Raw genomic sequence first — 18,685 nt, 5'->3', positions numbered from 1 at the left:
AACCGGAGTAGAAGATGAATCCGACCACCCTGTGCCAACGAGCGTTGACCATGTGTATCAGCTGTTTTTTCCTCGCCGCCTGCGGCCCCAAGATGAGCGACTTTGAGCCCAACACCAGCTACTGGTTCAAGGAGAAACCGGCAGAGGAGAGTGCCCCGCTGGCGCAAGACCTGAAGGTCGATATCGCCATCATAGGTGGCGGCTACAGCGGCCTCTCCAGTGCCTGGCATCTGGCCAAGGCCAATCCGTCGCTCAAGATCGCCATCTTCGAAGCCAAGCAGGTGGGCAGCGGCGCCTCGGGGCGCAATGGCGGCATGGTGCTGCCGGGCTCCGAGGTGATGGATCTCTACGAAGAGGGGGAAGCGAGCAAGCGTCACTACGATCTCACCGTCGCCAGCATGCGCAAGCTGCAGGCGCTGGTCGCCTCAACCGGCGTCGAGGCCGACCTCAAGCTCGATGGCTATGTGGAGGCGATCCTCGATGAGGAGGATATCGCCGAGTACCGCGACTATGTGAAAACCGCCAATCGCCTCGGCATCCCGCTCCAGTACTGGAACGCCGATACCACCGAAGAGAAACTGGGCACCGACCGCTACGTAGGGGCGGTCTACGACCCCAATGGTGGTCAGGTTCACGCCATGAAACTGGTCAATGCCCTGCGCAAGGCGGTGGAGCAGGCGGGCGTCACCATCTATGAGCAGAGCCCGGTGCTGGGGATCAAGGAGGGCAAGCAGATCGAGCTCAATGTAGCCGACAAGTACAAGGTGACCGCCGACAGCATAGTGCTGGCGACCAACGGCTATACCTCAAAACTTGGCTACTTCAGCGGGCGAGTATTTCCGGTGCACGCCCAGAGCGCCGTCACCGAGCCGCTTACCAAAAAACAGCTGGCCGCCATCCAGTGGCAGAGTCGGGTGCCCTACTACGACACCCGCAACATCTTGTTCCATCTGGTATTGACCCCGGATAACCGCATCGTCATCGGTGGCGGCAATGCCGAGTACGTCTTCAACGACGGCCTCAACTACAAGGGCGATCTTAACCGGGTCAGCGAAATGATGATGACCGAGCTGGTGACCCTCTATCCGGCCCTCAAGGGGATTAAATTTGAGCAGGTATGGGACGGGGTGCTCGGCATGACCGGCGACAGCACCGAAGCGGTGGGGGTGATGGGGGAGCACAAGAACATCTACTACGCCCTCGGCTACAACGGCCACGGCATCAATCTCTCCTTCCTGTTTGGCGACATCGTGGCCAGCCTCTATCAGGGCAAGGAGCACCCCTGGTTCAACCACGCAGAGCAGACGCTGCCAATGTGGCTGCCGCCAGAGCCGTTCAAGTCAATCGGCGTCAAATCTGCCCTGATGTACTACCAGTGGCAGGACAAGGGCTACAAGGAGTAACCGAGAGCCGAGCAAGAAACAGCCGAGTAACAGACGAAGGCACGCCTCAGGGCGTGCCTTTTTGCAATACCGCCACATCGGCGTGGGGGAAGCTGAGCTCGGCCTGCCAGCTGGCGGCCAATACCTGAAACGATGCCTCGGCAAAGAAGACGATGTGGGTCGGGTCGTGGCGATAGCGCCAGTTTTTAAACCGCTCGTCACTGAGCACCCGCTGGGTCTGCAGCACCAGCAGGCCACCGGGCTTGAGGCAATCCCACAACTGCGCCAGCACCGTGCGCGGCTCGGCGATATGCTCGATCACCTCGGTACTGGTGATGAAGTCATACTGACGCGTCAGCAACTCGGGAAAATCGGCGTAGAACTTGTCATACCCCGCCATCTGGTAACCCGCCTCGCGCCCCATCGCCACCAGCGCCGGCCCTGGGCCACAGCCAAAATCTAGGCCACTGGCAGGGGTTGGCACCCGCGCCAGCACCTCACCAAAAGCCCGCATCAGAAAGCTGCGATAACGGGGGTCATCCACCCGGTTGTCGTGACCGTCATAGACCGCCTTCTCCGCCGCCTCATCCAGATGATCCGCCTCATCCAGCCAGACCAGCTCGCACACGAGGCAGCGATGATAGCGCTTGCCCGCCACCGGCAGGGGATAACTGCGATGGCTGGCACACAGGGGGCAGCTGACGGTGGATGACATGGCGGTTCCTCTTGGGGGCTTCCTGTTGGATAACAGCGGCGCAGATTGCCTGCCCGCTGCCTCGCTGACAACTTTTTTTGCTGCTTAAGGGTTTCTTAAGTTTGCCCTTTTACTCTCAAACCATCGCAAGAGAAGGAGTCACCCATGACCATCGAGATCCAGGCCCCCTACCGATTGCTGCTAGCCAAGTCCCCGCAGCAGGTCATGGCGCTGCAAACCTATATCCAGGCAGCCTACACCCTCGAGTTCAACGCCCGCATCCCCCATTTCCTCCCCTGTCTGCTGGGGCTATATCGGGCGGACGGGACGCTGGTCGGTGCCTGTGGTCTCAATCATGCCAGTGAAGGGCCTCTCTATCTGGAACAGTATCTGGAGCAACCCATCGAGGCCGCCATCAACACCCGCCTCGGGGTCTATCCGACACGCCACCGCATTATCGAAGTGGGCAATCTGGCCTGCAGCGAACCGGGCAATGCCCGCCTGATGTTCGCAGCCCTGTGTCGTCTGCTGTGTGAAAACGCCCTCGACTACGTGGTCTTTACCGGCACGGCCAAGCTGCGCAACAGCTTTGCCCGGCTGCAACTCAATCCGGTGGAGCTGGCCCCTGCACAGGCCCATCAGGTGGGTGCCGACGCCGATGCCTGGGGCGAGTACTACCGCTGCCAACCCAAGGTGATGGTGGGCGACATCAATCAGGGGCGCGAGGTGCTGGCCCAGCGCAGCCTGCTGCTCAATCTGCTAGCCCCCATGCCAACCCTGTTTGACGAGACCAGCGAGAGCAGTGATAACCAGACCCATCAAAAAAGGTGCGCCCAATGAGCCTGTTCGACACCATCGCCAAACATGCCCACGAGGATCCGCAATCCCCAGCGCTGCTGAGCAGCCAGCAGCGTCTCGATTACCAGACCCTGTGGCAACAGATCCAGCGTCTGGCCAGCCAGCTGCAACAGCTCGACATCAGCCGTCTGGCGCTGCAACTGGACAACGGCCTGCCCTGGGCGCTGCTGGATCTCGCCTGCACCCGCGCCGGTATCGTGGTCATTCCGGTGCCCCACTTCTTCAGTCAAGCCCAGCAGGCCTGGTTGCTGGAGAGCAGTGGCGCCGATGCGCTGGTCGGCCCACATCATCAGGGGTGGCATGCCGCCGAGCCGCTCTCGCTGATCACCGGCGAGCTGCCACTCTGGCGCCACATACCGGCTAATCGACCGGCGCTGCCCAAGGGCACCGCCAAGATCACCTACACCTCCGGTACCACGGGCCAGCCCAAGGGTGTCTGCCTGTCACTGACCCAGATGATGGCGGTGAGCCATGCGCTGGCCGAGCGAGTCGCGTCAGCCAAGGTGGAAAAACACCTGACCCTGCTGCCGCTGGCGACCCTGCTTGAGAACATCACCGGCCTCTATGTGCCGCTGCTGACCGGCGCCTGCAGCCGCATTCCGTCCCTCGGTGAGCTCGGTTTCAGCGGCTCCAGTTCGCTCAATCCAGCCATGCTGGGGGAGGCCCTGCTGCGCTGGTCGACCCATAGTCTGGTGCTGGTCCCCGAACTGCTGCGCCTGCTGCTGGCGCTCTGCACCAGCACCCCGACGCTGGCCCAGCAGCTCAAGAGCCTGCGCTTTATTGCCGTCGGTGGCGGCAAGGTAGCACCCGACCTGATCAAACATGCCCGCCAGCTCGGCCTGCCGGTATACGAAGGGTATGGCCTCTCGGAGTGTGGCTCCGTGGTGGCGCTCAACAGCCCGGATGCTGACAAGCTCGGCAGCGTCGGCCGCCCCCTGCCCCACTGTCAGGTCACCATCGCCAGCGACGGCGAAATTATGGTGAGCGGCAGTGCCATGCTGGGCTATCTCGGCAGCAACGCACCAACTCCCGAACAGATCGCCACCGGCGATCTGGGTCATCTCGATGATGAGGGCTACCTCCATATCACCGGGCGCAAGAAGAATGTCCAGATCACTGCTTTTGGCCGCAACTTCTCACCGGAGTGGGTGGAAGCCGAGGCCCAGCTCTGCCCCGCCATCGCCCGCATCGTGGTGTTTGGCGATGGTCAGCCTGCTAACGTGGCGCTGATCCAGCCCCTGCCGGGGAAAGAGGCGGATCTGCCACGCCAGATCGCCGGTCTGAACCAGCGGTTGCCCGATTATGCCCGGCTGCACCACTGGTTGCCGGTGGCACTCGACCAGCATCCCGGGCTGCTGACCGCCAACGGGCGCCCCCGTCGCAACGAAATTTACCAACACTTTTCCCAACAAATTAGCCAATGCCTTACAGGAGAATCGTCATGAGCTTCTATCAGACTCTGCAACAAGCCACAGCCCAGGAGCGTGAGCATCTGTTCAACGCCCCCATCATCGAAGCCTGCCGCCGTGGCGATATCAGCCGTGACACCTATCTCGCCTTTCTGGCGCAGGCTTACTACCACGTGCGCCACACAGTTCCACTCCTGATGGCCACCGGCGGCAAGCTGGGTCAGGAGTACGAGTGGGTGCGCGGCGCCATTGCCGAGTACATCGACGAGGAGTATGGCCATCAGGAGTGGATTCTCAACGATATCCGCGCTTGTGGCGGTGATGCCGAGGCGGTGCGCCACGGCCAGCCCGGGCTGCCCATCGAGCTGATGGTGGCCTTCCTCTACGACCAGATCCAGCGCGGCAACCCCATGGGCTTCTTCGGCATGGTGCAGGTACTGGAAGGCACCAGCGTGGCCATCGCCCTCACCGTCGCCGACCAACTGAAAAAGGGCCTCGGCCTGCCCCCCCAGGCGATGAGCTACCTGAGTTCCCACGGCGCCCTGGATCAGGAGCACCTCAAGTTCTTTGAATCCTTGATGGATAAGGTCGAGAGCCCGGCGGATCAGGCCGCCATCATCCACTCCACCAAGGTGGTCTACCGCCTCTACGGCGAGATGCTCTACAACCTCACCGCCACACCGTAAGTTGGCAGCGGATCAGCAGACAGCAAAAAGGGAACCCACACCATGAACCTTGAAGGGAAACTCGTGCTGCTCACCGGCGCCAGCGGTGGCATAGGTGAGGAGCTGGCGCAGGAACTGGCCGCCCAGGGGGCACACCTGCTGCTGCACGGGCGTCGCGGCCCGGCACTGGAGCGGCTGTGCAAGTCACTGCCTCATCCCGAGCGCCATCAGGTGGTGCTCGCCGACCTCGGCTCTGCGCAGGAGCGGGCCAAGCTGTTGCAACACCCGGCGCTGGAGGACGGGATCGACATCCTGATCAACAACGCTGGCTGCAACCAGTTTGCCTGGCTGGAAGATCAGAGCTTCGAGCAGGTGGAGCGCCAGCTGCTGCTCAATATCGAGGCGCCCATCCAGCTCACCCGTGCCCTGCTGCCAACCATGCGCAAGCCGGGGATCATCATGAACATGGGGTCGAGCCTGGGCAGCATCGGCTACCCCGGTTACAGCGTCTACTGCGCCAGCAAATTTGCCCTGCGCGGCTTTAGCGAAGCGCTGGGACGGGAGCTGGAGGGGAGCGGCATCAAGGTGCTGCACTTTGCCCCCCGCGCCACCCGCACCAAGCTCAATTCTGAGGCCGCTTACGAAATGAATGTGGCGCTCGGCACCCAGACCGACAGCCCGCAGGAGGTGGCCGAAGAGGCGGTCATCGCCCTGTGCAACGAAACCCGCCGCAGCTGGCTCGGCTGGCCGGAAAAACTGTTCGTGCGGCTCAATGCCCTGCTGCCCGGCATCGTCGACAAGGCGCTGGCCAGACAGCTACCGATCATCAAACGTTATGCCCGTCATCTTCAGCCAGGGACGGCTGATGCCGGCGCCAACAGTGCGCCAAAACCAGACTTGTCCCGCCCGATCCCGACCAAGAAGGAGCATTAATATGAATTTTTTCCGTCAATCCGTGACCTCTTGTGCCATCGCCATCCTGCTGGGATCCACCTCAGTCATGGCATCGAATGATACCCTCACCCCCATCCAGCAACAGTGGGCCGTCTGCCAGTATCAACAGAGCGGCAAGGCGAAAGAGAGCTGCCTCGAAACCCTGAGCACCCAGGCCGAAGCGGCCAGCGCCAAGGAGCCTTTTCGCGCCGATCTGCTGATCTGGTCTGCCATCGTCAAGAGCACCTGGGCGGGGGCCAAAGGGGGGCTGGGGGCACTGGGTCTGGTGAAAGAGGCCAAAGCCAAGCTGGAGCTGGCACTCAAACAGGATCCCAAGGCGCTGGACGGCTCCGCCTACACCAGTCTGGGCTCCCTCTACTATCAGGTGCCCGGCTGGCCGGTCGGCTTTGGCGATGACGAGAAGGCGGAGCAACTGCTCAAGCAGGCGCTGGCCATCAATCCGGATGGCATCGACCCCAACTTCTTCTATGGCGACTTCCTGCTGGATCAGGGTCGCAAAGCCGAGGCCAAAACCTACCTCGACAAGGCGCTGGCCGCCCCGGCCCGCCCGGGTCGCGAAGTGGCCGACGAAGGGCGCAGAATGGAGATCCGCGATCGGCTGGCCAAGCTATAAAACCCTGATGGATCAAAGAACTATTTAAACTCTGCCCACCAGCTTGCATACTGGTGGGCAGGGTTGTTTATGCCACGGCACGCCCTGGCGCTGAGCCAGATCGCCACACCCAACAAACAGGGAGAAAAGAATGCGGATCCTGCTGGTGGAAGATGATGTGATGCTGGGGGATGGTATGCAGGATGCACTGCGCCATAGCGGCTACACGGTGGACTGGCTGCAACAGGGGTTGCCCGCTCTGGCAGCCCTCAAGAGCGACGAGTTCGCCGCCCTGATCCTCGATCTCAATCTGCCAGACATCGATGGCCTCAGCCTGCTGCGCAAGTTGCGGCGTGAAGGACACCAACTGCCTGTGCTGATCCTCACCGCCCGCGATGCGCTGGACGATCGGGTGGTCGGCCTCGATGCCGGCTCCGACGACTACATGGTCAAGCCCTTCGCCCTGCAGGAGCTCAACGCCCGCCTGCGCGCCCTCGTTCGCCGCAGCAAGGGGCAGGCGCAAGCGGTGCTGGAGTATGGCGACATCCTCATCTATCCAGAATCCCAGCAGGTCACCTATCAGGGGGAAGCAGTCAAACTCACCCCCCACGAATACAAGTTGCTGCAGGAGCTGATCAGCCAGAGCGGCCGGGTGCTGAGCAAGGATCAGCTGCAACAGAGCCTCTACGGCTGGGATGAAGGGGCCGAGAGCAACGCGGTAGAGGTGCATATCCACCATCTGCGCAAGAAGTTCTACAGCGACCTCATCCGCAATATTCGCGGGGTCGGCTACATCATTCCCCAGCTCGAACAGCCAAGCCGGACACCCGCACGATGAAACGTCCGCGCTCCATTCGCCGCTTTCTGCTCACCGGTATCCTGACGCTGGTGAGCCTGAGTCTCACCATCAGTGCCTTTATCGGTTACATGGAGGCGAGCCACGAGATGGAGGAGCTGTTTGATGCCCGCCTCGCCCAGTCGGCCCGCATCACCAATCAGCTGCTGGCCCGCTATATGGCCCAGCAGGGGCAGTTGCCCGCCAACGGCACCGTCTATCAGGAGTGGGAGGCACAGAACCCCGATGAGTGGCAAAAAGACCCCAGCCTCAACCTGACCGGCGAGGATCGGGAGATCACCCCCTACGGCCACGAGTTCGAACGCAATCTCTACTTCCAGCTGCTCGATGAAAAAGGCGGCCTGCTGCTGCGCGCCCCCAGTGCCCCGGATCAGCCGCTGGTCACCCTGGCCATCGGCTTCGACACGGTCGAAAAAGATAATCACCAGTGGCGCACCTTCACCCTCTACAACCAGCAGGAGCAGACCTGGCTAGTGGTGGCAGAGCGGGACGACGAGCGCAGCGAACTGGCCAGCAAGATGGCCACCCTCACCATGCTGCCGCTGCTGATCACCCTGCCCTTCCTGCTGGCCCTGCTCTGGTGGCTCATCACCCGCGGGCTGGCCCCCCTGCGCCAGCTGGCCCAGGCCATCAGCGAACGTCACCCCGCCAACCTGAGCCCCCTCAGCCTCAAAATAAGCGCTCAGGAGCTGACCCCCCTCACCAACGAGATTAACCGGCTGATGCAGGCGCTGGCGGAGACCATAGAGCGGGAGAAACAGTTCACCAACGAGGCGGCCCACGAGCTGCGCACCCCGCTGGCGGTGCTGCGGATCCACAGTGAAAATGCCCTGGCTGCCGATGATGACGCCAGCCGCCAGCACTCCCTGCACAAGATGCTGCAAGCCCTAGACCGCAGCGATCGGCTGATCCGCCAACTGCTGACCCAGGCCCGTATCGACAACCAACAGGGGCTGGTATTGACCGAACTGGAGATAGGCCACCTGCTGCAAGGCACCCTCGCGACCCTGGCACCCATCGCGCTCAAGAAGGATCATCAGCTGTCGCTGGAATGTGAATTGCCGCAGCTGGTGATGGGGCAGGCCACCCTGCTCGAACTGCTGTTCAGTAATCTCATCGACAATGCGCTGCGCTACACCCAGTCGAAGGGGGAGATCAGGGTGCGAGTTCAGCGAGAGGGCAACCGGGTGAGGGTAGATGTGAGCGACAACGGCCCCGGCATTCCCGCCAACGCCTTGCCCCGGCTGTATGAACGCTTCTTTCGGGTCAATCCCCAGCAGGGGGATGGCGTGGGGCTCGGCATGGCCATCGTCTCGCGCATCGCCCAGTTGCACGGCGCCGACCTCGATGTCCACAACCGGCCGGAAGGGGGGCTGGAGGTGAGCGTGTTACTCCCGCTCCCGCCGGCAAGATAAGCGATAAGTAAAGAGCCCGCGATGCGGGCTCTTTACTTTCAATGACAATCTGGCTGCACGGTAAAGGTTCGACTGGAGTCCACTGGGCCCAGCTCCGCCAGCAGGCGGCGGCCAAGCAGCACCGGATAGATCATCTTGCTGCGATCCCGCAGGGTAAACCACTCCTCATACACCTTGTCCCCCAGACAGATGGACATGGTCACCGTTGGCCGCTGCTCCATGCCGCCCGCTCCGCGCACCGTCACGCTGCGCTCGACCCGCCGCTCGAACTGCTGCTTGACCAGCTTGCCGCTGTCGGCATCGGTCACCACCAGCATGAAGCGCACCCAGGGCTTGCCATCCCGTTTGAATCTGGTGATGGAGCGTGCATCAAGGGAAGAGGTGAGCGCCCCAGTGTCGAGCTTCATCTTCACCGCCACGCCGGTAGGCAAAATAAGCCCCTTCTCGATCCAGCCATAGCTGGTCGGGGTCTCAGCCAGCGCACTGCCACACAGTGCCAGCATCAGGGTGATCCCCACCATCATCTTGCCCATTTTACTGCCCTGCCTTGTCAATCCTGCGCCCAGATCTACCACAGTCCCATTGTGGGTCAATCCGATTTATTTCAGCTACTTGGATAATATCTGGCGGGTCAGGAGAGAGACGACAAAGAGTGGCCGAACGGCGGCCCAAGCGGGCGGGAATATCGTAGGAGAGCAAGGCACCGAACGGTGCTGGATGAAGCTGGTGGTTAACCTCAGGTTGTGACGCCAAAGGCTACCACAAGGATTTACAAATTATCAGTCTTGTTCTGAAGGGATTTTTGCCTACACTGTTGTAAACCGGAGGGCCTGAAAACCACCGGTTTTTTTGCGCCTGCCGAAAATTTGCCACTGCAAAAGTGACTTTCAACAAGGCTCAATAAGGAATTTGTAATGCGTATCGAAGAAGACTTGAAGCTCGGTTTCAAGGATGTCCTGTTCCGCCCCAAGCGCTCTACTCTCAAGAGCCGTTCCCAAGTAAGCCTGACCCGTCAGTTCACCTTCAAACACACTCAGACCCAATGGCAAGGCGTACCCGTCATCGCCGCCAACATGGATACCGTCGGCAGCTTCGCCATGGCGCGCACGCTGGCCGGTTTCGAGATGATGACCGCGGTACACAAGCACTACAGCCTTGAGCAGTGGCAAGCTTTCGTCAACGAGACCGACCCGGCGCTGCTGGGCCATGTGATGGTCTCCACCGGCACCTCGGCTGAAGATTTCGCCAAGACCCGCCAGATCCTCGCCATGTCCGAAGCGCTGCGCTTCATCTGTGTCGACGTGGCCAACGGCTACTCCGAACACTTCGTCGAGTTCGTGCGCAAAATTCGTGAAGCCTGCCCCAACCACGTCATTCTGGCGGGCAACGTGGTGACTGGCGAGATGGTCGAAGAGCTGATCCTCTCTGGCGCCGACATCGTCAAGGTCGGCATCGGCCCGGGCTCCGTCTGCACCACTCGCGTCAAGACCGGTGTCGGTTATCCGCAGCTCTCCGCCATCATCGAGTGTGCCGATGCGGCCCACGGCCTCGGCGGCCAGATCGTCGGTGACGGCGGTTGCACCTGCCCGGGCGACGTCGCCAAAGCATTCGGCGGCGGCGCCGACTTCGTCATGCTGGGCGGCATGCTGGCAGCCCACGAGGAGTGCGGTGGCGAGATCGTCGATGTAGACGGTGAGCCCTTCATGAAGTTCTACGGCATGAGCTCCTCCAGCGCCATGGACAAGCACGCTGGCGGCGTCGCCGAATACCGTGCCTCCGAGGGTAAAACCGTGCTGCTGCCCTACCGCGGCCCGGTCGAGAACGCCGTGCGCGACATTCTGGGCGGCGTGCGCTCCACCTGTACCTACGTGGGTGCCAGCCAGCTGAAAGAGCTCACCAAGCGCACCACCTTTATCCGGGTACGCGAGCAAGAGAACAACGTCTACGGCAAGGAGTAACCTGCCACAGACCGCCGTCACACGCTGACGGTTAGAAGCCAGTCAACCGGTGTGCTACCCTGCGCACCGGTTTTTTTGCATCTGGGATCCCGAGCCATGACAACTCCCCTGCCCCCGTTTGACTGGGACATCTTCTGCTGCGTCGTCGACAACTTCGGCGACATCGGCGTCACCTGGCGACTAGCCCGCCAGCTAAAACGGGAGGGGAATATAGCGGCACATGGCGATGAGGTTCAGGTGCGGCTCTGGGTGGACGATCTGGCAAGTTTCGCCCGCATCTGCCCCGGGCTCGACCCGGCGCAGGATGGCCAGTGGGTCAATGGCATCTATATCCAGCACTGGCATGAGACCCTGCCGAGCGACATGACCCCGGCCAAGGTGGTGATCGAGGCCTTTGCCTGTGAACTGCCCGCCCCCTTCATAGAGTTGATGGCGAGCCAACCCAGCCCCCCATGCTGGCTCAATCTGGAATACCTCTCGGCAGAGAGCTGGGTAGAGGATTGCCACGGCCTCGCCTCGCCCCAGCGGGTTGGCAATAAAAGCCTCAACAAATACTTCTTCTTCCCGGGCTTTACCGCTAAAACCGGCGGCCTTTTGTGCGAGCACGACCTGATCGCCGAACGGGAGCAGTGGCAGCAAGATGAAGCGGGACTTAGCGCCTACTGGGCCAGCCTCGGTTTGCCGCCCAGACAAGAGCACGAGCTGCGGGTCAGCCTCTTTACCTACGAGAGCGATGCGCTGAAGAGTCTGGTCGAGAACTGGTGCCAAAGCGCCACGCCCGTCACCCTGCTGCTGCCGCTGGGGCGCTCTCTCAACGATGTGCTCACCGGTGCCGGTCTGGCAGATGCCATCACCACCGCCCAAGCGGGGGATCTGCTCCACGCGGGCAACCTCACCATCAAGCTGCTGCCGATGACCGATCAGGCCGGTTACGATCGGCTGCTGTGGAGCTGCGATCTCAATCTGGTGCGTGGGGAGGACTCCTTCGTGCGGGCCCAGTGGGCGGCTCGTCCTTTCCTCTGGCACATCTACCAACAGGAGGAGGAGGCTCATCTGGTCAAGCTGGAGCAGTTCCTTGACCACTATCTTGCCGATCTGCCCGCCGAATGTGCTCAATGGCTGCGCCGCTTTAATCTGGCTCTCAACCGTGGCGAAGATTGCGGCGAACTTTGGGCCCAATGGCCCCGATATAGCGCCATTTGGCAGCAACATGGGCGAAGCTGGTCACAGAAGTTGCTCCGGGATGGGGATCTCGTCACACGGTTGGTGAAATTTTTAGAAAGCCGTATATAATCTGGCAGTTTTTATTCGTCCGTTTCACGAACAGGAATTTTTTACATGAAAACCGCACAGGAAATCCGCGCTGGTAACGTAGTCATGATCGGCACCGAGCCGATGGTGGTTCAGAAGGCTGAATTCAACAAATCCGGCCGTAACTCCGCCGTGGTCAAAATGAAGCTGAAGGGCCTGCTGAACGGCAGCGCTACCGAGACCGTCTTCAAGGCCGACGACAAGCTGGACGTTGTTCAGCTGGAACGTAAAGAGTGCACCTACTCCTACTTCTCCGATCCCCTGTATGTCTTTATGGACACCGAGTACAACCAGTACGACGTAGAGAAAGACAACCTGGGTGACGTGCTGAACTATCTGGTAGACGGCATGGAAGACATCTGCGAAGTGACTTTCTACAACGAGAAAGCCATCTCCGTAGAACTGCCGACCACCATCGTGCGCGAAGTTGAGTACACCGAGCCGGCTGCCCGTGGCGACACCTCCGGTAAAGTGACCAAGCCTGCCCGTCTGAAAGGCACTACCTACGAGCTGGCTGTTGCCGCTTTCGTAGAGATCGGTGACAAGATCGAAATCGATACCCGCACCGGTGAATTCAAGCGTCGCGTCAACTAATTGACCGCTTTGAATTGATTACAAAAAAGCGAGCCACCGGCTCGCTTTTTTATTGCCTCCGAGTTGCCATCACACCGCCCGCCTTCAGAAAATCCCGCCGCCGCCGCTAACCCAGATAACCGGGGGAGCACACTATGGCCAGATTATCCTTATCACTGCTGTTATTGACCTTGCTGGCTGGCCATGGGGCAGAGGCGAGCGAGGTTGCGCCCCCCGTTGCCGAGCCAATGCCCCTCGACCATTGGCAAGCGAGCGACTGGAAAGGGCTACCCGATGCGACCCAGATAGACAAGCAGACGGTGCTGTTCGCCAAACACGACAGTGAAAACTATCTGGGGCTCGCCATTTTACTGCCCGACTGGCAGCGCAGCGGCCAGCTCTGGCAACTGACTCGCGCCCTCGGCCGACTGGGCTTTGATACCCTGCTGCTGCTGCCCTCCCCCCAGCAGACCGAACTGGACCCAGCCGCCGAGAAAAAAGCGAAAAACAGCGATGCATTTCGCAAACAGTTTGCCGAGCGGATCAGCAAGCTGGCCGATGCCAAGCTGCAGGAGGGGGGCTTCAAGCTGATCCTGGCGCAAGGCACAGGCGCCGCCTGGACTGCCAACCTCATCGCCAGCGAACAGTTGCCCGCCCCCGACGCGCTGGTGCTGCTCGATGGCTTCTTCCCCAATCAGCAGAGCAACCAGACCCTGGCCAAACAGGTGGCTCAGGCGGCCATCCCCACCCTGGACCTCTATCAGGAGGATGGCGGTCGCTGGCCCCTGCTGGCGGCCGAAGCACGCCAGACCGAGAGCCGACGCAGCCACAAGCTCAACTATCGTCCTTACGCCCTGATGGAACTGGGCGAAACCCCCACCCGCATTCAGGGCTGGCTCAACCATCTGGGCTGGCTCTAAACCAGCCGCCACCGTGGCGCAATAAAGCGCGCAAGCTCACATCTGCCGGATAAAGCCCAACCATGACACAGCGGCAGGCTGGCCCTGACTGCATCCTCTTTGGCATCATGGCCTCTCGAACCTGAACAATGGCAGGAAGGCCCATGCAGCAGATTGTGTTTCTCGACAGCGATACCCTGGATGCGGGCATCACCCTGCATCACCCCGACTTCCCCCACCACTGGCAGAGTTATCCCTGCACGGCCCCGGAACAGGTGGTGGAGCGGCTCAAAGATGCCAGCATCGCCATCATCAACAAGGTGCGGATCGGCGCCGCCGAACTGGCCCAGCTGCCGGAGCTCAAACTCATCGCCCTGGCCGCCACCGGCAGCGACAACGTGGATCTGGAAGCGTGCCGCGCCGCCAACGTCGGGGTGTGCAATATCCGCAATTACTCGGGCCCCTCGGTGCCGGAGCACGCCATGGCGCTGATGCTGGCCCTGTCGCGCAACCTCTTCTGCTGGCGCCAGTCGCTGCTGGAGGGACGCTGGCAACAGAGCGGCCAGTTCTGCTTTTTCGACCACAACATCATGGATCTGCACGGCAAGCAGCTTGGCATCATCGGCAAAGGAACGCTCGGTCAGGCGCTCGGCGAGCGGGCCAAAGGGATGGGGATGACAGTGCGCTACGCCCAGAGCCAGGTCGGCGCCAGCCACGACGAGGATCGCTTGCCCCTCGACGAGTTGCTGCAAAGTTCGGACGTGATCAGCCTGCACTGCCCGCTCACCCCCTACACCCGCAACCTGATTGGCGAGCGGGAGCTGGATCTGATGAAACCGGGCGCCCTGCTGATCAACGTCGGCCGCGGTGGGTTGGTGGATGAGGAGGCGCTGCTGCAAGCGCTGGCCAATGGCCGCCTCGGTGGTGCCGGTTTCGATGTGGCGAGCGTCGAACCCCCGCCTCCCGACCACCCCTTGATGAAGGCGCTGCAATACCCTCACTTCATTCTGACCCCTCATGTGGCCTGGGCCAGCGAGGAGTCGATGCAGCGTCTCGCCGATCAGCTGATCGACAACATCAACGCCTTTGCCGCCGGTCGCCGCCAGCACCGGCTGGTGTAACCGCACGAACGAGTAACCGTAAAATCGAGTGACCACACCATGCAAAACGGGACCAACAGGCCCCGTTTTGCATCTTCCGCACTCACTGCACACGCATCAATCGTCGTCATGCCATCTGTGCGTCTTATGCTTTTTGTACTTCTTGTGGTGCTTGTGATGGTGATGATCGTCGTCATCATCGTAATAGCGATCCTTGCTCTTGTGGCCATCGCCCGTCTTGGCACCGATGGCCGAACCGCTCGCCCCGCCGACCCCGGCGCCGATCAGCTGGCCGGTATCGCCACCGACACTTTTGCCGATGGCGGCACCGCCCAGCGCCCCCACCGCGCCGCCAAGGGCCGCTTCATTCTTGTTGCCCTTGTTGGCCGTCGCAGCGCCACCGGCAGCACCGCCCAATGCCGCCCCCACCAGCGCACCGGTATCGCCACCCAGCTCCTTGCCGATCATGGTGCCCGCTACACCGCCTGCGCCGCCACCCAGAATGGTATTGAGGGTCTCGGAGGCGTACACGGTCGTGCTGCCAGCCAGCAAGGCGCCCAGCAGGGCCAGTGCGCGAAGAGCACGCGAATTCATCTCCATGGGTACTCCTGTCAAACCTGATTAATATTCAGCGGCACTATACAAAGCGCCACGGGGTTCGCCAGCCAGCAGAAATGAGGGATGCGACAGTCAATGGCCACACGGCTACTGCCAAAAATGGAAGAGTAAAATCAAGCGATTGAATTTAAAGATTAAAATCACCAAAAAGCCAAACTATTACGGCAGGGTGACCCACAATCTGGTTGTCGTGTCCCGACACAGACCCGCCGCGCTGGGACAAAAGCTGTCAGTCAGCAGCCTCATCCGCCAGATGCCAGCAGTCCCGGCCAGCCTCCTTGCTACGATAAAGGGCTGCATCAGCACGCTCGAAGATGGGGTCGGCAACGGGTGAATGGCAGGCGCCGCCGATACTCAAGGTGACCTGTCCCTTGTGCTCACGCCACTGTTGATGTCGCACCACGTCAAGCAGACAATTGAGCTTCTCCGCCAACTCATCCTGCGGCTGTTGCAGCAGAGCGGCAAACTCATCGCCACCAATCCGGTAAACCGTGCTCACCCCCAGCACATCAGCAAGGCAATTGGCCACCCGACACAGCACCTGATCGCCGAAGGCATGACCCCGACTGTCATTGAGTCCTTTGAAGTGATCAATATCAAACAGCAGCAGCCAGAAGCGCTCCCCCCTCAGCTCCAGCGCGCTCTTGTGCTGCTCGAAGGCTCGCCGGTTCATGATACCGGTCAGAGGGTCCCGCAACAGCGCATCCTGCCCCTTGAGGAAGCTGGCCCTGACCTGATCGATCTCGTTCAGGCTGCGTCGCACAAACCAGGTATTGGCCTTGGTGATGGGGGGAGAACTCTCCAGATTGCGCACGATACCGGTCAGTGAACCCGACACCAGCGCCTGCTCCTGGCGGAAGATCCGCACCAGCAGACTCAGCGTGCAACACCAGATGGCAAACAGGGAGATCAATGGCAAAACCACCATCTGCAGCGCCTCATAGAGGCTGTTGCGAAACAGCACGGGCGGCAGATAGATATTGAGATCCCAGCCAATATCCGCCAGCTCGCGCTTAAGGAAAGTGCCATGACACAACACATCCAGACCGAGCCACTGCTGGCCCTGATGCTGCTCGATGGGGTGATCTGCCAGCAGATCCATATTGCTGCCCACCACCAGCTGGCCGCTGTCGCGCAAGGTAAGATAGAGTGCAGCCTGATTGCCACCAACCGTCCGCTGTAGCGCCTGCTGCAGCGAGTCGAATGACATGTCGACCATCAGCAGCCCCAGCAGTTGCCCCTCATCGTCCCGCACCCGTTTGATCAGGCTGAGTATCAGTTTATTGGTATTGTATTCAGGATAGGGGCCAAACCAGACGAGCTCGTCGCCCGGCATGGTGGTCACCTGATACCAGGGTCGCAGCGCCGCCTGATAACCGGGGGGCGGTAGCCAGTCCGGGTAGCTGTCGATACGATCCGCGTTCAGGTTGTAAAAGTAGATGTAGTGGTTGCCTGGTTTGATCTTGTGCGCAATGGCCCAGATGGGGGAATCGGCCAGCCCGCCGCGAGCGATCTTCTCCTTATCGAGCGAAGCCTCCAGCACTGCCAGTTGCCGTTCATTGACCTTCACCATCTCGTGGATCAGGGACGCTTCAACGGAGGATGCCATGTGGCCGAAACCGGATACCGTCATGTCGATATCCCTCAGATAGCTGGCAATAGCCATGATGATCGTCACTATCAGGATCATCAAACCAATCAATGCAGAGAGGGGGACCAACACATAGTAGCGTTTATTGAGATACGAACGGCTCACATCACATCCGAACCAAGAAAACATACGGGGATTGTGGGAGAGAAAGGAGAGTGAATCATTGATTAATATCACTTTCGCGCCCCTTAAATGACATTTCCAACATTAGTGAAACGTCAAGGTTCGCAAACGAATATCAACTGACAGGAAAAACGCTAGTTACCCCGGGTTAACCCCGCTCTGCATTGCGGGTGTTATAGTCTATACCTGATTCGGCAGGCGCTGGACAAACCGTCCATCACCGGCTGCAACGCCAAGCAGAACAAGGAGATGTTATGAGCAGTCCGTTTATCGAACAGATCAAAGCACGTCGTACCATCTATGCCCTGGGTGACCAGGTGTCCCACACGCCGGAGCAGCTGACGACCCTGATCCAGGATGCCATCAGGCACAGCCCCTCCTCCTTCAACTCCCAGAGCTCCCGTGCCGTCATCCTGTTTGGCGCCCAGCACCACAAGCTGTGGGATATCGTCAAAGCCGAGTTGAAAAAGATTGTGCCGCCAGAGGCCTATGCCCAGAGTGAGGCCAAGGTAGATGGCAGCTTCCGCGCAGGCTTCGGTACCGTGCTGTTCTTCGAAGACACCGACGTCATCAAGGATCTGCAGCAAAAATTCGCCCTCTACGCCGACAACTTCCCCATCTGGTCGGAACATGCCACCGGCATCGCCCAGTTTGCGGTCTGGACGACGCTGGCGCAGGAGAAAGTCGGTGCCTCCCTGCAGCACTACAACCCGCTGATCGACGAGGCGGTACGCAAGGAGTGGAACCTGCCCGCCAGCTGGCTGCTGCGTGCCCAAATGCCCTTTGGCAGTATCAAGCAACCGGCCGGCGACAAAACCTTTATCGACGACGCTACCCGTTTCCGCGTTTTCAAATAACCGTTGAGAAAGCAAAACGCCCCCGCATCTCGGGGGCGTTTTTATTGCGGCAAGCAGTGTTGATGGCGATGGTTCATACCGCAATCTGCGGTCGTAATACGCTCTATCCACCGCTCAGGCGAGCAGCGTCACCAGCAGGGACTCGCCTTTCCCCAACGCAACCTTAACCTCGCGCCAGTCGCGGATCACCGCCACCACCGCCGGATTGAACGGCGCATCGCCTCCTACCTGCACCACGGTGCAACCTGCACGCAGGGCACTCTCGATACCGGCCGGGGCATCCTCAAATACCAGACAGCAATCAGGCGAGACGCCAAGCCGTTCAGCCCCCAGCAGATAGGACTCGGGATCGGGTTTGCCATTGATCACAGCTTCGGCCCCCACCAGTACGTGGGGCAGCGGCAAACCGGCACAACTCAGGCGATGGCGGGCAACCCGCTCACTGGCGGAGGTCACAATGGCCCAATGCTCTGGCGGTAAGCGGCGCAGCAACTCGCCAGCCCCAAAGATGGCGTCGCCACCGGTATGCTGCATCTCCAGCTCGTCGAGCCGCGCCGCTTCCCGCTCCACATCCAGCTGCGGGGCCAGCGCCCGGATCACCTCACGCGAGCGCATGCCGTGGCACATCGCCAGCACCGGCTCGGGGGCCAACTGATGATGCTGACACCAGAGCCGCCACACCTTCTCCACATCGCCGGTCGAGCAGACCAGGGTGCCATCCATATCGAGCAGCAGGGCGGATACTGACAGGGTGATCGTGTTCATGCCAG

The 18,685-nt window shown here is 60.7% G+C and carries 19 protein-coding genes; 14 read left to right on the top strand and 5 right to left on the bottom strand.

From position 1 onward, the window contains the following. Window positions 1–14 precede the first annotated feature (14 nt). Window positions 15–1,403 (top strand): NAD(P)/FAD-dependent oxidoreductase, encoded by a 1,389-nt coding sequence (locus tag OKC43_RS07485; protein ID WP_042082674.1) that lies wholly within the window; start codon window positions 15–17, stop codon window positions 1,401–1,403. 46 nt (window positions 1,404–1,449) lie between these two features. Here the strand turns inward: OKC43_RS07485 and OKC43_RS07480 are convergent, their stop codons facing one another. Continuing rightward, on the bottom strand, window positions 1,450–2,097 hold the full coding sequence (locus OKC43_RS07480; RefSeq protein ID WP_021229770.1) for a class I SAM-dependent methyltransferase: 648 nt from the start codon (window positions 2,095–2,097) through the stop codon (window positions 1,450–1,452). Between the two features lie 144 nt (window positions 2,098–2,241). On the opposite strand from OKC43_RS07480, the gene OKC43_RS07475 reads away from it, so the two are divergent. The 7 genes from OKC43_RS07475 to OKC43_RS07445 all read left to right on the top strand — a co-directional run bounded on the left by OKC43_RS07475 (window position 2,242) and on the right by OKC43_RS07445 (window position 8,825). Further along, window positions 2,242–2,916, top strand: coding sequence for a thermostable hemolysin (locus tag OKC43_RS07475; RefSeq protein ID WP_236271587.1), 675 nt, complete (start codon window positions 2,242–2,244; stop codon window positions 2,914–2,916). After that, complete coding sequence (locus tag OKC43_RS07470; protein ID WP_236271586.1) at window positions 2,913–4,379, top strand: AMP-dependent synthetase/ligase; 1,467 nt, start codon at window positions 2,913–2,915, stop codon at window positions 4,377–4,379. The genes OKC43_RS07475 and OKC43_RS07470 overlap by 4 nt, the downstream gene beginning before the upstream one ends. Next, window positions 4,376–5,029, top strand: a complete 654-nt coding sequence (locus OKC43_RS07465; protein ID WP_120415576.1) for a TenA family transcriptional regulator — start codon at window positions 4,376–4,378, stop codon at window positions 5,027–5,029. Before OKC43_RS07470 ends, OKC43_RS07465 begins: the two co-directional genes overlap by 4 nt. Before the next feature lie 42 nt (window positions 5,030–5,071). Next, window positions 5,072–5,941, top strand: coding sequence for an SDR family oxidoreductase (locus OKC43_RS07460; protein WP_236271585.1), 870 nt, complete (start codon window positions 5,072–5,074; stop codon window positions 5,939–5,941). 1 nt (window position 5,942) lies between these two features. Further along, a complete protein-coding gene (locus OKC43_RS07455; protein ID WP_409010826.1) occupies window positions 5,943–6,575 on the top strand; it encodes a tetratricopeptide repeat protein in 633 nt (210 codons plus the stop codon). Between the two features lie 130 nt (window positions 6,576–6,705). Next, the gene (locus tag OKC43_RS07450; RefSeq protein ID WP_005335091.1) at window positions 6,706–7,392 is read left to right on the top strand and encodes a response regulator; all 687 of its coding nucleotides are present in this window, start codon (window positions 6,706–6,708) and stop codon (window positions 7,390–7,392) included. Next, on the top strand, window positions 7,389–8,825 hold the full coding sequence (locus OKC43_RS07445; protein WP_236271584.1) for an ATP-binding protein: 1,437 nt from the start codon (window positions 7,389–7,391) through the stop codon (window positions 8,823–8,825). Before OKC43_RS07450 ends, OKC43_RS07445 begins: the two co-directional genes overlap by 4 nt. Window positions 8,826–8,863: 38 nt before the next feature. Here OKC43_RS07445 and rloA3 read toward each other — a convergent pair whose 3' ends face one another. Then, window positions 8,864–9,358, bottom strand: a complete 495-nt coding sequence (rloA3, locus tag OKC43_RS07440; RefSeq protein WP_081990717.1) for a retropepsin-like aspartic peptidase RloA3 — start codon at window positions 9,356–9,358, stop codon at window positions 8,864–8,866. A 381-nt stretch (window positions 9,359–9,739) separates the two neighbouring features. Between rloA3 and OKC43_RS07435 the strand changes: the two genes are divergently transcribed. From OKC43_RS07435 to OKC43_RS07415, 5 genes are all read left to right on the top strand, one after another. Further along, the gene (locus OKC43_RS07435; protein WP_005348017.1) at window positions 9,740–10,783 is read left to right on the top strand and encodes a GMP reductase; all 1,044 of its coding nucleotides are present in this window, start codon (window positions 9,740–9,742) and stop codon (window positions 10,781–10,783) included. Between the two features lie 96 nt (window positions 10,784–10,879). Then, window positions 10,880–12,076 (top strand): elongation factor P maturation arginine rhamnosyltransferase EarP, encoded by a 1,197-nt coding sequence (gene earP / locus OKC43_RS07430; protein ID WP_236271583.1) that lies wholly within the window; start codon window positions 10,880–10,882, stop codon window positions 12,074–12,076. 45 nt (window positions 12,077–12,121) lie between these two features. Next, window positions 12,122–12,688, top strand: a complete 567-nt coding sequence (efp, locus tag OKC43_RS07425) for an elongation factor P (RefSeq protein WP_005362323.1) — start codon at window positions 12,122–12,124, stop codon at window positions 12,686–12,688. A 134-nt stretch (window positions 12,689–12,822) separates the two neighbouring features. Beyond that, complete coding sequence (locus tag OKC43_RS07420; RefSeq protein WP_236271582.1) at window positions 12,823–13,587, top strand: DUF3530 family protein; 765 nt, start codon at window positions 12,823–12,825, stop codon at window positions 13,585–13,587. Window positions 13,588–13,730: 143 nt separating this feature from the next. After that, window positions 13,731–14,687, top strand: a complete 957-nt coding sequence (locus OKC43_RS07415) for a D-2-hydroxyacid dehydrogenase (RefSeq protein ID WP_005348021.1) — start codon at window positions 13,731–13,733, stop codon at window positions 14,685–14,687. A gap of 96 nt (window positions 14,688–14,783) precedes the next feature. Here the strand turns inward: OKC43_RS07415 and OKC43_RS07410 are convergent, their stop codons facing one another. Further along, entirely contained in the window at window positions 14,784–15,266 is a 483-nt protein-coding gene (locus tag OKC43_RS07410) for a YMGG-like glycine zipper-containing protein (protein ID WP_236271581.1), read from the bottom strand. Between the two features lie 247 nt (window positions 15,267–15,513). Then, window positions 15,514–17,064 carry a sensor domain-containing diguanylate cyclase gene (locus OKC43_RS07405; RefSeq protein WP_236271580.1) on the bottom strand — a complete coding sequence of 517 codons (1,551 nt, stop codon included), beginning with the start codon at window positions 17,062–17,064 and terminating at the stop codon, window positions 15,514–15,516. A gap of 248 nt (window positions 17,065–17,312) precedes the next feature. Here OKC43_RS07405 and OKC43_RS07400 point away from each other — a divergent pair, with 248 nt between their 5' ends. Further along, on the top strand, window positions 17,313–17,915 hold the full coding sequence (locus OKC43_RS07400; RefSeq protein WP_042082707.1) for a nitroreductase family protein: 603 nt from the start codon (window positions 17,313–17,315) through the stop codon (window positions 17,913–17,915). Between the two features lie 114 nt (window positions 17,916–18,029). Here OKC43_RS07400 and OKC43_RS07395 read toward each other — a convergent pair whose 3' ends face one another. Continuing rightward, window positions 18,030–18,680: an HAD-IA family hydrolase gene (locus OKC43_RS07395; protein ID WP_236271579.1), complete on the bottom strand. Its 651-nt coding sequence runs from the start codon at window positions 18,678–18,680 to the stop codon at window positions 18,030–18,032. Between the last annotated feature and the right edge of the window lie 5 nt (window positions 18,681–18,685).

The sequence above is a fragment of the Aeromonas sp. Y289-2 genome (assembly GCF_027705925.1).
Taxonomy (GTDB): Bacteria; Pseudomonadota; Gammaproteobacteria; order Enterobacterales; family Aeromonadaceae; genus Aeromonas; species Aeromonas veronii.
Note: the sequence above shows the minus strand (reverse complement) of the source record. Positions and strands in the feature narration are given on the sequence as shown.